The following is a 12,741-nucleotide window of genomic DNA, read 5'->3' on the forward strand; positions in this document are numbered from 1 at the left end:
TCAGGCTGCGGCCGCTTCGTCGCGGATCCGTGCCTTGATGTTCTCGACCATGTTCTCGCGGATGATCTCTTCGCCATGGGCGATGCGCAGGTGCTCGACTGCGCGTCGGACGATTTCCGCATCTTCATTGGCGCGGGTGTGCCAGGAGCATCCGGGAACGAGGGTTCCGCATTCGAAAAGTCTCATTGCGTCCTCCTTGTGATGGGCGACGAAAACTATCCGAGGATACCTCGTCGCCCTAGCGTAACTAGAGAGATCGGCAGGCGTTCCCTTTCACCTAATCGCGTAGCGCCCAGGCATGGAAAACGGAAGCCGACTGCAACGGCATGTGCCGCCGCCCGAAGATCTGCTCCCTGGCCGCCGCGTTGGTGAGGCCTGTACGGCCGGCCAACTGCCGCCTTACCTGCTCGAGATAATACTCCTTGGGCAGGCACGGGTCGCTGCGCGAACGAAGTTCGTCAGCGAGATGCTCGATCATGTCGGGGGTATCCAGGAGACGTGCCCTTTCCGAAGTCCTTTCGGTCGGGGTCCTCTGCGGCACAGGCATGCTATTCGACGCAATCATCGCGTTCCTCCTCCGGTGCAACCAAGGAGAAGACTAGCATCAAAGATATTGCCTGAACATGTCAAATGTTAGCAATGCGACATATTGCGTGAGCGTACCGACGGCCGCACGATGCGAAGCCTTCGGTCATCCGTCCCCTCAGGGCCAGCGCACGACCGGGGGCAGGGACGAGAGGATCGACTCCACGTTGCCGCCGGTCTTCAGACCGAAGATCGTGCCGCGGTCATAGAGGAGGTTGAACTCGACATAGCGACCGCGACGGACCAACTGTTCGTCCCGGTCCGCCTCCGTCCAGGCCTGGTTGAAATTTGCTTCGACGATCTTCGGATAAACGAGGGCGAAGGCCCGGCCGACATCCTGGACAAAGGAGAAGTCAGCCTCCCAACCGCCCTTTTCCTTGCCGGAATGCAGCCAGTCGAAGAAGATGCCGCCGATCCCGCGCGGCTCGTTGCGGTGCTTCAGGAAAAAGTACTCGTCACACCACTGCTTGTAGCGCTCGTAGTCGGCGACCGCCTCGTGGCGCCGGCAGGTGATCTCCATGGCGCGGTGAAAGAGGGCCGCGTCCGGATCGGTCTGCACCCGCCGCCGGTCGAGGACGGGTGTGAGATCGGCACCGCCCCCGAACCACTGGCTGGTGGTCACCACCATGCGGGTGTTCATGTGGACCGCGGGGACATTGGGATTGACCGGGTGCGCGATCAGGGAGATGCCCGACGCCCAGAAGCGGGGGTCTTCATCCGCACCGGGCATCTGCGCGCGAAAGTCGGGAGAGAATTCGCCGTGCACGGTGGAGGTATGGACGCCCACCTTCTCGAAGACACGACCCTCCATCATCGACATGCGGCCGCCGCCGCCGAGGCCCTCCTCCCGCTGCCAGTCCTTCGCAACGAAGCGTCCCGCCGGCTGGTCGGACAGGGGACCTTCCAGCTTGTCCTCCAGCGCCTCGAAGGAGGCACAGATCGTGTCACGCAGGCTTTCGAACCATGCGCGCGCCGTCGCCTTCTTCTCTTCGATGTCCTCCGGCAGACCTTTCGGCAAAACTGGACGTTCCATGTGCTTCTTCCCGCTCGGCGATTCTTTGTCTGGCAATTCCCTTAGCAGCAACGGCTCAATGCAGCCAATCCGATGGCGTCTGGCCGATGTTTTCCGACTCGCAAAGCGCGCAATGCCGCATTATCTTCAGCCCAGAGAGGTAGACCGCATGGCGAAGTTCACGCCACCGCCGCTCGACGGCCTGAAGAGAAGGATCGACCGGCACCGCCAGGAAAAGGCCGGGCGTTCGTCGATGTTCGTGCGGGAAACCTTCTGCCTTTCTCGCGACGAAGCCCGACAGAAGGCGCGGGAGTGGTTCGACGAGTTTCCGAAGGCGGCCTACTGGACCGAGGTCGAGAGCTGGCGCCAACTCGACGGTGACCGGATCGAGTTCACCATGCGCCGGCTGCCAAGCGCGGACTGATTATCCGGCAAACTCCCTTCCGGCTTCTTCTTCTAGAATGACCGGCCCTGGCCCCTTGTCACCCATCACGTCGTACGGATTGCGCAGGGGACAGTCGGTCATCGAAAGGCAGCCGCAGCCGATGCAGCCGGTGAGATGGTCGCGTAGCGCCGTCAGGCTGGAAATCCGTTCATCCAGTTTCTGCTTCCAGGTCTCCGACAGTCTGCGCCAGTCCTCGGCCGTGACCGGGCGGTCGTGCGGCAGGACGGAGAGGGCGTCGCGGATCTCCGCCAATGGAATGCCGGTCTTCTGTGCGACCTTGATGACGGCGACACGCCTTAACACGGAGCGCCGGTAGCGACGCTGGTTGCCCCTGTTCCGATAGCTCTCGATCAGCCCCTTTGTCTCGTAGAAGTGCAGCGTCGAGACCGCAACGCCGCTGCGCCGGGCAATTTCTCCGACCGACAGCTCCCGCCGGATACCTTCGTGAATCGTCTCGCTCATTTTTCTCAATTGCCGCTGTTGACCTCAACTATGGTTGAGGTTTTATAGCAGGTGCTCTCTTGAACGCAAACCAGGGAGCAACCCCATGAAGCCAAGACTTACGCTCGCCCTCATCTATGGCAGCGCGCGCGACGGCCGCTTCTGCGAGACCGTCGCAGACTGGCTGCTTCGGCACCTGCCGGATATGATTGAAGCCGATATCCTGACTGTGGATCCTGCGCATCTGAATGCCGGATCTTCAATGGCGCGGACCGAGGTGGAGCGGCGGATCGGTCGTGATCTTGCCCGCGCGGACGGTTTCCTCGTCGTGACGCCGGAATACAATCACGGCTATCCCGCAGCGCTGAAGGAGCTCATCGATTGCTACCAGAAGCCCTGGTCGGCGAAGCCCGTGGCCTTCGTGAGCTATGGCGGTGTGTCGGGCGGCTTGCGGGCGGTCGAGCAGTTGAGACAAGTGTTCGCCGAGGTTGGTGCTGCAACAACCCGCGAGACGGTCAGCTTCGCCAATGCCTGGGAGCAGTTCGATGCCGAGGGAAATCCCCGTGCGCCCGAGGATGTGCTGCGACGTCTTCGCGCGCTCGTCGTGCAATTGGACTGGTGGATGACGACCTTGAAACACGGCCGCGATACGGTCGTCTTCAGGGAGGTGGCGTGATGGCCTTCCGCTCCCTTCCGTCTGCCGGACCTGTCCTGGCCCGGGAGACGCACCGCGCCCGAAACGCAACCATGTTGGCCGTCAGTTCGCTGACGATCATGTCCGGCGCGGCGATTGCCGCGTCGCTGCCAAGCATCGAGGCCAATTTCCAGGACACGCCGAATGTCGAACTGCTGAGCCGTTTCGTCCTGACGCTGTCGGCGATCTTCATCGCCGGGTTTTCGCCCGTCGCCGGCTTCCTGATCGACCAGTTCGGGCGCAAGCCTCTGCTGATCCTCGCGCTGGCAACCTTCGGGCTTGCGGGGTCGTCGGGACTGTTTGCGGAGACATTGCCCGGCCTGTTGATCGGGCGTGCGGTGCTGGGCATTGCCGTCGGCGGCATCATGACCTCGGTAACGGCGCTTGTCGGCGATTATTTCACGGGTGCCGCCCGCGATCGCTACATGGGCCTGCAGCAGGCGTTCGTGGGCCTGGGCGGGACTCTATTCCTGACGGGCGGCGGGTTGCTCGCCGAAATCCACTGGCGCATGCCGTTCCTGGTCTATGCGCTGGCCTTCCTGCTTCTTCCGGCCGCGCTGTTCTTCCTCACCGAGCCAGCACGCGCTTCGGCGGCACAGAGGACGCTGGAGGCGCGGCCGCTCGACCGGCGAACGACGATCCTTCTCGGATTGCTGCTGGTCGGCGCGATCTTCAACATGGTCGTCTTCTACATGATCCCGACGCAGCTGCCGTTCTTCCTGAAGTCCATGGGAATCTCATCGCCGAGCCTGGCCGGCGGAGCGATTGGTCTCGGGCAGGGGGTCGGCGTCGTCAGCGCCCTTCTGTTCGCAAGGGTGCGGCAGCGACTGGGAGTGATGGGTGTGTTTGCACTGGCCTTCGGATCAATCGGATCTGCGTTCGTGCTGCTTTCGTTCGCAGATAGCTATCCTGGGGTGCTGATGGCGCTGGCGATCTCGGGCATCGGCATGGGAACCGTGATGCCGAACTTCGCCGGCGCAGTGATGCTGCTTGCGCCGCCACAGATCAGGGGGCGGATCTCGGGCCTGCTGGTCTCCAGCATCTTCCTAGGCCAGTTCGTGTCGCCGCTCATCTCGCAGCCGGTGATCGGGGCGGCGGGATTCTCCGCGGCATGGGGACTGGCGGGACTTGCGGCTCTCGCCGTCGCCTTCGGGTCGCTCGCCGTGCGGGTTGGTATGCCGGTCCTGGCGCATGTGCGACCGGGAGACCAGTCATGACGAGAGGCGGAAGACGATCAGGCGCCGGGTTCTGCCTGGCGCAGGCGGCTCTCGCGAAGGAGCCCGCTGTCGTCGAGGATCGGATGGGCGACCGATACGATATGGGCGTTGATACGCTTAAGGTCGCGGAGGATGTCCAGATGCAGGGAACTCGTCTGCAGGCTTTCCAGTCGGCCATCGCGAAGCCTCTCGAGGTGCCGCTCCGCCGACAGCTTCTCAGCCTTTCGCACGTCGACCTTCATCTCCATCAGGCGCAGGGCGAGGTTGAAGTCTCCGGTCACGAAGATGGTCTGGGCGATGCGCAGGTTCTCGATCGTGAGGTCGAAGAGGTTCTTCAGCTCCTGGTAGCCGTCCTCGGAGAACTTGAGGCTGCCCGATATCTTCTTGCGGACCTGCTCGCCCAGGCCCTTCTCGATGATGTCGCCCGTATGTTCCAGATTGATGGCATAGTCCATCACCGCGAGAGACCGGCGCAGGTTCTCGCCTTCGAGGCCCTCGCGGCCGAGCTTCGAGAGGTAGATCTTGACCTCCTGCTGGAGGTTGTCGACCCGCTTCTCCATCGCCTCGATCTCGGCAAGCGGCGCGAGGTCGTTGTGCCGGAACGCATTTTCCACGCGGACCAGCATGCGTTCGATGAGATCGCCGACGCGAAGGACCTCGCGGGTGGCGTTCGCGAGAGCGACGACGGGAGTGGACAGTGCCTGCGCGTCGAGGAACTTCGGTCCGGTATCCGGGTCTTCGGCGGTCGGAATGAGGCGCTTCATCAAGTCAGAGAGAAGGCCTGAGAAGGGCCATGCAAGAAGTGCCAGTGCGATGTTGAAGGCGAGATGGGCGTCGACCGGCAGCTTTGCCGGATTGAGCGGCAGCGTTTCAAGCAGTTCGGCGGCAAAGGCGACCAGCGGGAGGGTGATCAGGCAGCCGATGGCCCGGACCACGAGATTGCCGGTGGTGATGCGGCGGGCGGAGGCCGGTCCCGAAAATGTTGCAAGCACCGGCGGAATGGCGCCGCCGAGATTGGCGCCGAGGATCAATACGATGATGAGTTCCGTGGACAGGGTCCCGGTGGAAGCGAGCGACAGGACGAGGACGACGACCGCGAGGCTGGAGGAGGAGACGACGGCGAGCAACGCCGTCAGGGCCAGCGCGACGGGCCATGCGCCATCGAGGAGCCGGATGAAGGCCGAGAGTGCGGGCGATTCCCGCATCGGTTCGGTCGCCATGGACAGGAGGTGGAGCGACAGGAGCATGAGGCCGATGCCGATCAGCGCCGTGCCGCCGCCCTTGCGGGCGGTTGAGCCGCCGCGGTGGACGACGAGGCCGACAAGGATCAGCAACGGCGACAGCCACTCGATACCGGTAGCGACGATCCAGGCCGTGACGGCCGTTCCGACATTGGCGCCGAGCAGGACGATCTGCGCCATTCGCGCGCGGATCAGGTCACGTTCGACAAAGGAGGCAACGGTCAATGCCGTGGCGGTCGAACTTTGCAGAGCCACGGTTGCGACAAAACCCGACACGAAAGAGCGGAGGCCACTCTGCGTTCCGGTGGCGAGACCTGTGCGGAGCCGCGTGCCGAAGGCACGGGTGACGCCATCCTTCACCTGGGCAAGGCCAAAGAGCAGCAGGGCCACTGCGCCGAAGAGATTGATGATGACGATCGTCGATTCCATGCCGAATTCCGAAATGCCCCTGCAGGACAAGGTAGTTCTCTTGCCGGCTAAAGAAAATATGCCGGAAGAGTGGTTAAGGAAGATGTCCCTTGCGACAGTTTTCCGTGCAGTTCCGTCCTCAGGCCCAGACGGTCTGACTAAGCGCCTCTCCGGCGATCATGGCCGCCGACAGGGCGACATTGATCGACCTCTGCCCCTCGACCATCGGGATCAGGATGCGCGCATCCGCGGCCCCATGGACATTGTCCGGGACCCCAGCGCTCTCACGGCCGAAGAGCAGCACGTCGCTCGGACGAAACTCGAAGCTAACATAGGGCAGGGCGGCCTTTGTGGAAGCCAGGACCAGCCTGCGACCGGAGGATTGCCGCCAGTCCTGGAACGCCTGCCAGGTGACGTGGCGGGTCAAGGAGGCGCTGGCCAGATAGTCCATGCCGGCCCGCTTGAGATTGCGGTCGGAGATATCAAAGCCGGCCGGCTCGATGATGTGGACCTTCAGTCCGAGGCAGGCGGCAAGGCGCAGTATGGTTCCGGTATTGCCCGGAATATCAGGCTGGTAGAGGGCGATGTGAAGATCCGGCATGATCTGCCCTTAGGCGATCCGGCCTTGGCAGTCAAAGCCGGTGAGGTGGGCTCAGGCGTTGTGCCCGGGCCTCAACAGACAAGCATCGGCAGCGTGTGCGCCGAGGGATGCGACGATTGGCCCTTCCAAATTCCGGTGAACGGAGCTACAAGACCTTCGTCTTCAACGCCAGCCCCAGGAGGCCCCCATGGATATTGCCGTGAATTCCCGCCTTCTGCCACGGGCGGCCTGCCTTCTGGCATAGGCGTATCGCGGTCTTCCGCATTCCATTTCTTTCCTGATTTGTCTCGCGGCCGGTTGTGGCCTCGTCTTTTATTTTCTGCCCATCCGGCTACCCGTCTCAGAACGGGCGAAGCTCGGTCCGGGCCTATCGTTTCTGGAGAATGACGATGTTTTCGTGGTTCGAGCGTCGCGTCGACCCCTATCCCCAGGATCCGCCGGGTCTTCCGCCAAAGGGACTGCTTCCCTTCTGCTGGCACTACACGAAACCCACCGCGCCCTGGCTCCTGCTGCTCGGCATCTGCTCGATGGTCATCGCCATCGCCGAGGTCTTCCTTTACCAGTTCCTCGGCAACATCATCGACTGGCTGTCGAACGCCGACCGCGCGACCTTCCTTGAGCAGGAGAGTGGCCGTCTGTTCTGGATGGGCGTGGTGCTGCTTGTCGTTCTGCCGCTTGCCGGCGCCATCCACACGATGACGATGCACCAGGTTCTGGCGGGCAACTTCCCAATGATTGCCCGCTGGCAGATGCATCGCTTCCTCCTGCGCCACTCGATGACCTTCTTCGCCAACGAGTTCGCGGGCCGCGTCTCGACCAAGGTCATGCAGACCTCGCTCGCCATCCGCGAGACGGTGATGAAGATCATCGACGTCTTCGTCTACGCGATCAGCTTCTTCGTCTCCATGCTGGCGCTGGTGATCGTGGTGGACTGGCGGCTGGTGGTGCCTCTCGTCCTGTGGTTCGTGTTCTACAGCCTGATCCTCTGGCACTTCATCCCGAAGCTTCGGAAGCTCTCGAGCGAGCAGGCCGATGCGCGCTCGATGATGACGGGCCGTATCGTCGACAGCTATACCAATATCGGTACGGTCAAGCTGTTCTCGCATGCGGGCCGCGAGGAGACCTATGCACGGGAGGGGATGGACGAGTTCCTCGGCACCGTTCACCGGCAGATGCGTCAGATCTCGCTCCTCAACATCTGTGTCGACGTCAACAATGCGGTGACGATCTTCGCCGTGGCCGCTGCGAGCATCGCCTTTTGGCTGACGGGCGAGGTGTCCGTGGGCTCCGTCGCGGTGGCCATCGGCCTTGCCATGCGCATCAATGGCATGTCGCAGTGGATCATGTGGGAGGTCTCGGCCCTCTTCGAAGCGATCGGCACGGTCTATGACGGCATGTCGATGATGACGAAGCCGCACGAGGTAACGGACAAGAAGGGCGCACCGCAGCTGCAGGCGAAGAAGGGCCATATCCGCTACGAGAACGTCCGCTTCCACTACGGCAAGAAGAAGGGCGTGATTGAGGACCTGACGCTCGATATCGCAGCGGGCGAGAAGGTCGGACTGGTCGGACGTTCGGGTGCCGGCAAGACGACGCTGATGAACCTGCTGCTGCGCTTCTACGACCTGGAGGCGGGCCGGATCACGATAGATGGGCAGGACATCGCGCAGGTCTCGCAGGAGAGCCTGCGCTCGCTGATCGGCGTTGTGACGCAGGACACTTCGCTGCTGCACCGCTCCATCCGAGACAACATCGCCTACGGCAAGCCGGAGGCCAGCGATGCGGAGATTATCGAGGCGGCGAGGCGAGCCAATGCTTGGGAGTTCATCCAGGGCCTCTCGGACATGCAGCGCCGGACTGGCCTCGATGCCCATGTGGGCGAGCGCGGCGTGAAGCTCTCCGGCGGCCAGCGTCAGCGGATCGCAATCGCCCGCGTCTTCCTCAAGGATGCGCCGATCCTGGTGCTCGACGAGGCGACATCGGCCCTGGACTCTGAAGTCGAAGCAGCGATCCAGGAGAACCTCTTCGCGCTCATGCAGGGAAAGACGGTGATCGCGATCGCCCACCGGCTATCGACGCTGACGGAGATGGACCGGCTGATTGTGCTCGACAAGGGGCGGATCGTGGAGACCGGGACGCACCAGGAGCTCGCTGCCTCGGACGGCATCTATGCCGATCTCTGGAGCCGCCAGTCCGGCGGCTTCCTCGGCAACCATGACCTGGAGGAGGCGGCGGCGGAATAGAGCCGGTCCGTCTTCCACACCGTCAGATACCTGTGAGCCGCGCATGGGCGCGGCTCACCTGTGGTGGTTCAATTCTTGCAGTGAGGGTTTTGCCCCGTAACCGGAAGCGCCTATATCCTGCCAATGATCAGATCCGTCGTCCGCTATTTCGAGAACTGGATTAGGCCCTTCGAGCAGCGGGACGACCTCAATCCACCTGCCGGTCTCGCGGCCTTCATCTGGTTCTATGTGCGTCAGGCAAAGCTGCCGTTCCTGGCGATGCTGGTGCTCGGCGGGGCTGCCGCCGGTGTCGAGGCAGCGATGTTCTGGTTCGTCGGTCGCGTCGTCGACATCCTGGCCACCGTGGATCGAGGTGCCGGATGGGCGGGCTTGATGGAAGCGCACGGCAACGAGCTGCTACTGATGGCCTTGGTTATCGGCTTCGGGCGCTTTGCAATCGCCTCGCTGACGGCACTCGTCGACCAGCAGATCATCACGCCCGGCTTCTACAACCTGGTGCGCTGGCAATCCTATGTACATGTGTCGCGGCAATCGCTGTCCTTCTTCCAGAACGACTTTTCCGGCCGGATCGTCACAAAGGTCTGGTCGGCGGGCCAGGCGACCGGCGACGTCTTGACGACGCTGATGGAGAGCCTGTGGTTCGTGGTGATCTACTCGGTGTCGACGCTGGTGCTGGTAGCGCAGCTGGATCTGCGCATGGCGGCCGTGGTTCTCGTCTGGCTGACCATCTTCGCCTTCCTGGCGAAGTACTTCGTGCCGAGGATCCGCGAGCACGCCAAGCTTTCGGCGGAGGCCGGGTCGATGATCAGCGGGCGAATGGTCGATTCCTACTCCAATATCCAGACGCTCCGGCTGTTCGGCAGCGACGAAGCGAACGACCGCTACATGCGCTCCGGGTTCGAGAGCTTCCAGTCCACCATCATCCGCTTCACACGCCTGCTGACCGGTGTGCGCGCCTCCATGGCGCTCCTGTCCAGCACGATGATCGTGATGATGGGAGCGCTCAGCATCCACCTGTGGCTTGCGGGACTGATCAGCTCCGGTGCGGTTGCCTTCACCATGGCGCTGATGCTGCGGCTGAACTTCCTGCTCGGCCGGTTGATGACGCAGCTGAACGGGTTGATGCGCAATCTCGGCACCGTCCAGAACTCGGCCGAACTCATCTCGCAGCCGATAGGCCTTCTCGATAAGCCGGATGCCGAGAGGCTGACCGTGCGGGCGCCGGAGATCCGCTTCGAGAACGTCAGCTTCCACTACGGCAAGGGCAGGAGCGTGCTCGACGACCTGTGCCTCACCATCCGGCCAGGCGAAAAGCTCGGCATCGTCGGGCGCTCAGGCGCTGGGAAGTCGACGCTGGTCAACCTTCTGCTTCGCTTCTACGAGATCGAGAAGGGCCGCATCCTGATCGACGGCCAGGATATCTCGCGGGTGACGCAGGAATCGCTGCGGGCGCAGATCGGCATGGTGACGCAGGACACATCGCTGCTGCACCGGTCGATCCGCGACAACATACTGTTCGGGAGGCCGGATGCGAGCGAGGAGCAGTTGCGGGAGGCGGCCCGGCGCGCGGAGGCCGACGGTTTCATCGCCGAGCTGGAGGACCAGCGCGGCCGCCGTGGCTATGATGCCCATGTCGGTGAGCGGGGCGTCAAGCTATCCGGCGGCCAGCGGCAGCGCATCGCCATCGCCCGCGTCATGTTGAAGAACGCGCCGATCCTGGTGCTCGACGAGGCGACGTCAGCGCTCGATTCTGAAGTGGAGGCTGCCATCCAGTCGAACCTCGAGCGCCTGATGCAGGGCAAGACCGTACTCGCGATTGCCCACCGGCTCTCCACCATCGCGGCACTCGACCGTCTGATCGTGATGGATGAAGGACGCATCGTGGAGCAGGGGACGCACGCCCGATTGGTTGCCGCGAACGGCATCTATGCCGATCTGTGGGCGCGCCAGTCGGGAGGCTTCTTGGCGGCCGACGCGGCACAATAGGCGGTCACGGCGCGAGGACGATGTCTGCGACCAGCCCGTAGTGGTTGGAGCCCAGTGATGACGGCAACCGCTGCAGCGATCTTATATGCAGCGGTTCGCGGACATAGACGTGATCGATCGGCACGCCGAACCATCCTCCCCAGTCCGGCCATGTGGGAGGCTCCCAGGATGCGGTGCGAAGGCCGGTCCAGCGCAGGAACATGCGGATGTTCGGCGCCAGGCTGGAGGCGTTGAAGTCTCCGGCAACGAGCAGGGGACCCTCGAGCCGATCCAGCATGCGGGCGGCGTTGGTGAGCTCCAAGGTCTGGAAGTCGTCGAAATAGGGCTTGGTCGTATGGATGGCCGCCAGATGAACCATGCGTCCCTGCCATGACAGATCCGAAAGGATCATCCGGTTTTCGAAGATCGTGCTGAGCGAGTGAACGGAGGGCGAGGTCAAGGGTGTCTTGGACAGCACCATGAGGTCGCAGGTCTTCGTCATCTCGCCACAACCGATGCGGTAGGGATAGATCTGTGAGAGGGCGCCGAGCTCCCCCCGCAGCGGCATCGCCTCAAGGACGTTCACAACGTCGGCGCCGGAGGCAAGGATCAGGTCGCGGATCGCGCCGGCATTCTCCCTGTTCTTCGACAGGATGTTGAAGGACATCAGCCTGAGCGCAGGAGCATCGACATTGTTGCCAGCAAGCGGTTGCTGGACCATCTCCCGGGTCATCCAGAGCGCGTGCAGCCCAAGCGCCAGCGAGGCTGCAACCAGCAGCGCGGGAAGCAGGCTACGGTGAAGGACGAAGGCAGCGACAGCCGACAGCGTGCAGGTGACGGCAAGGTGAAGCTGCAGGCTGCTGATGGCCGTGAAGATCCAGATGCCGACCACGTAGCGTGCAGCCGCGATGAGGATCACGAGCGACACGATGACGCATATTGCGACCGACAGAAAATACCTCATTCCGCCCTGTTCCCATTGATGCGCCGGCGCGTTCGGGCCTAGCATGCGGGTTGCTGCACCGCAACGCGAAGCCAGCGCGGAGGTTAACGTGCGAAGCGGGAGAGGAAGGCCGGGAAAGAGGGCATGCATCGCTCATGTCACAGCCCCGGAAAAGCTTGCGGAAAGGCCGCGACAAACTGGCTCCTATCCACTTGCCAAGACTGGACATAATTTGCGATCAGGCATAGAAGGCGCCGAATTGCCGGGGAATCTGTGTTCCAAATATGGCCAGTTCCACATCTCCGGTTGAGGGGCAAATGCGGGTTTTCGCGAATTGCGTGAGAAGGATGTTTGAGCCGTGAGCGAGCACGAGACACACAGCGAAGCACTGGGCGAGCCCACTCGCCGTGATTTCCTTTACCTGACCACCGGCATGGCCGGCGCGGTCGGAGCGGCGGCAGTGGCATGGCCTTTCATCGACCAGATGCGGCCCGACGCCTCGACGCTGGCGCTCGCTTCCATCGAGGTTGACGTCTCGGGGGTCGAGCCGGGCATGTCGCTGACGGTGAAGTGGCGCGGCAAGCCTGTCTTCATCCGTAACCGTACGGAGCAGGAGATCGAGGCCGCCAATGCCGTCGCGCTCGACGAATTGAAGGACCCGATCGCAAGAAACGACAATATCGATGCGACCGCGGAAGCGACCGACCTGGCTCGTTCGGCCGGTGAGGGCAAGGAAAACTGGATCGTCATGATCGGTTCCTGTACCCACCTCGGTTGCGTTCCGCTCGGTCAGGCCGGCGATTTCGGCGGTTGGTTCTGTCCCTGCCACGGTTCGCACTATGACACCGCAGGCCGCATCCGTAAGGGTCCGGCGCCGACCAACCTGCCGGTGCCGACTTTCACGTTTACGTCCGACACAGTGATCCAGATCGGGTGAGGGGTTCTA

13 protein-coding genes are annotated in these 12,741 nt (G+C 62.9%); 6 read left to right on the top strand and 7 right to left on the bottom strand.

Annotated elements, in window-relative coordinates; all coding sequences use genetic code 11:
- The 3 genes from ACEPP2_RS04245 to hemF form a co-directional block, all read right to left on the bottom strand.
- Positions 1-186, bottom strand: a complete 186-nt coding sequence (locus tag ACEPP2_RS04245; protein WP_052638909.1) for a DUF1059 domain-containing protein — start codon at positions 184-186, stop codon at positions 1-3.
- A gap of 91 nt (positions 187-277) precedes the next feature.
- Positions 278-565, bottom strand: coding sequence for a hypothetical protein (locus ACEPP2_RS04250; protein WP_077546750.1), 288 nt, complete (start codon positions 563-565; stop codon positions 278-280).
- Positions 566-703: 138 nt separating this feature from the next.
- Positions 704-1,618 (bottom strand): oxygen-dependent coproporphyrinogen oxidase, encoded by a 915-nt coding sequence (gene hemF / locus ACEPP2_RS04255; protein ID WP_152339771.1) that lies wholly within the window; start codon positions 1,616-1,618, stop codon positions 704-706.
- A gap of 148 nt (positions 1,619-1,766) precedes the next feature.
- Here hemF and ACEPP2_RS04260 point away from each other — a divergent pair, with 148 nt between their 5' ends.
- Complete coding sequence (locus ACEPP2_RS04260; protein ID WP_077546908.1) at positions 1,767-2,021, top strand: hypothetical protein; 255 nt, start codon at positions 1,767-1,769, stop codon at positions 2,019-2,021.
- Here the strand turns inward: ACEPP2_RS04260 and soxR are convergent, their stop codons facing one another.
- Positions 2,022-2,504 carry a redox-sensitive transcriptional activator SoxR gene (soxR, locus tag ACEPP2_RS04265; RefSeq protein WP_077546748.1) on the bottom strand — a complete coding sequence of 161 codons (483 nt, stop codon included), beginning with the start codon at positions 2,502-2,504 and terminating at the stop codon, positions 2,022-2,024.
- 85 nt (positions 2,505-2,589) lie between these two features.
- Here soxR and ACEPP2_RS04270 point away from each other — a divergent pair, with 85 nt between their 5' ends.
- On the top strand, positions 2,590-3,159 hold the full coding sequence (locus ACEPP2_RS04270; RefSeq protein WP_077546747.1) for an NADPH-dependent FMN reductase: 570 nt from the start codon (positions 2,590-2,592) through the stop codon (positions 3,157-3,159).
- Positions 3,159-4,394: an MFS transporter gene (locus ACEPP2_RS04275; RefSeq protein WP_077546746.1), complete on the top strand. Its 1,236-nt coding sequence runs from the start codon at positions 3,159-3,161 to the stop codon at positions 4,392-4,394. The genes ACEPP2_RS04270 and ACEPP2_RS04275 overlap by 1 nt, the downstream gene beginning before the upstream one ends.
- Before the next feature lie 17 nt (positions 4,395-4,411).
- On the opposite strand, the gene ACEPP2_RS04280 is transcribed toward ACEPP2_RS04275, so the two are convergent.
- Together ACEPP2_RS04280 and ACEPP2_RS04285 are read right to left on the bottom strand one after the other, a co-directional pair.
- The gene (locus ACEPP2_RS04280; protein ID WP_052638903.1) at positions 4,412-6,064 is read right to left on the bottom strand and encodes a Na/Pi cotransporter family protein; all 1,653 of its coding nucleotides are present in this window, start codon (positions 6,062-6,064) and stop codon (positions 4,412-4,414) included.
- Between the two features lie 118 nt (positions 6,065-6,182).
- The gene (locus tag ACEPP2_RS04285; RefSeq protein WP_395515887.1) at positions 6,183-6,644 is read right to left on the bottom strand and encodes a tRNA (cytidine(34)-2'-O)-methyltransferase; all 462 of its coding nucleotides are present in this window, start codon (positions 6,642-6,644) and stop codon (positions 6,183-6,185) included.
- 389 nt (positions 6,645-7,033) lie between these two features.
- On the opposite strand from ACEPP2_RS04285, the gene ACEPP2_RS04290 reads away from it, so the two are divergent.
- Both ACEPP2_RS04290 and ACEPP2_RS04295 read left to right on the top strand, forming a co-directional pair.
- Positions 7,034-8,887: an ABC transporter ATP-binding protein gene (locus tag ACEPP2_RS04290; protein WP_395515888.1), complete on the top strand. Its 1,854-nt coding sequence runs from the start codon at positions 7,034-7,036 to the stop codon at positions 8,885-8,887.
- Between the two features lie 123 nt (positions 8,888-9,010).
- Positions 9,011-10,873: an ABC transporter ATP-binding protein gene (locus ACEPP2_RS04295; RefSeq protein ID WP_395515889.1), complete on the top strand. Its 1,863-nt coding sequence runs from the start codon at positions 9,011-9,013 to the stop codon at positions 10,871-10,873.
- Between the two features lie 4 nt (positions 10,874-10,877).
- On the opposite strand, the gene ACEPP2_RS04300 is transcribed toward ACEPP2_RS04295, so the two are convergent.
- Complete coding sequence (locus ACEPP2_RS04300; RefSeq protein WP_395515890.1) at positions 10,878-11,816, bottom strand: endonuclease/exonuclease/phosphatase family protein; 939 nt, start codon at positions 11,814-11,816, stop codon at positions 10,878-10,880.
- Between the two features lie 337 nt (positions 11,817-12,153).
- Between ACEPP2_RS04300 and petA the strand changes: the two genes are divergently transcribed.
- Positions 12,154-12,732: a ubiquinol-cytochrome c reductase iron-sulfur subunit gene (gene petA, locus ACEPP2_RS04305; RefSeq protein ID WP_077546742.1), complete on the top strand. Its 579-nt coding sequence runs from the start codon at positions 12,154-12,156 to the stop codon at positions 12,730-12,732.
- Positions 12,733-12,741: the final 9 nt, after the last annotated feature.

The organism is Pseudorhizobium flavum (assembly GCF_044142885.1).
In the GTDB taxonomy this organism is placed as follows: Bacteria; Pseudomonadota; Alphaproteobacteria; order Rhizobiales; family Rhizobiaceae; genus Neorhizobium; species Neorhizobium flavum.

Excerpts from the sequence above, each read along its gene's own strand:
- ACEPP2_RS04245 (WP_052638909.1), bottom strand. The coding sequence starts at position 186 with ATGAGACTTTTCGAATGCGGAACCCTCGTTCCCGGATGCTCCTGGCAC.
- ACEPP2_RS04250 (WP_077546750.1), bottom strand. The coding sequence starts at position 565 with ATGATTGCGTCGAATAGCATGCCTGTGCCGCAGAGGACCCCGACCGAA.
- hemF (WP_152339771.1), bottom strand. The coding sequence starts at position 1,618 with ATGGAACGTCCAGTTTTGCCGAAAGGTCTGCCGGAGGACATCGAAGAG.
- ACEPP2_RS04260 (WP_077546908.1), top strand. The coding sequence starts at position 1,767 with ATGGCGAAGTTCACGCCACCGCCGCTCGACGGCCTGAAGAGAAGGATC.
- soxR (WP_077546748.1), bottom strand. The coding sequence starts at position 2,504 with ATGAGCGAGACGATTCACGAAGGTATCCGGCGGGAGCTGTCGGTCGGA.
- ACEPP2_RS04270 (WP_077546747.1), top strand. The coding sequence starts at position 2,590 with ATGAAGCCAAGACTTACGCTCGCCCTCATCTATGGCAGCGCGCGCGAC.
- ACEPP2_RS04275 (WP_077546746.1), top strand. The coding sequence starts at position 3,159 with ATGGCCTTCCGCTCCCTTCCGTCTGCCGGACCTGTCCTGGCCCGGGAG.
- ACEPP2_RS04280 (WP_052638903.1), bottom strand. The coding sequence starts at position 6,064 with ATGGAATCGACGATCGTCATCATCAATCTCTTCGGCGCAGTGGCCCTG.
- ACEPP2_RS04285 (WP_395515887.1), bottom strand. The coding sequence starts at position 6,644 with ATGCCGGATCTTCACATCGCCCTCTACCAGCCTGATATTCCGGGCAAT.
- ACEPP2_RS04290 (WP_395515888.1), top strand. The coding sequence starts at position 7,034 with ATGTTTTCGTGGTTCGAGCGTCGCGTCGACCCCTATCCCCAGGATCCG.
- ACEPP2_RS04295 (WP_395515889.1), top strand. The coding sequence starts at position 9,011 with ATGATCAGATCCGTCGTCCGCTATTTCGAGAACTGGATTAGGCCCTTC.
- ACEPP2_RS04300 (WP_395515890.1), bottom strand. The coding sequence starts at position 11,816 with ATGAGGTATTTTCTGTCGGTCGCAATATGCGTCATCGTGTCGCTCGTG.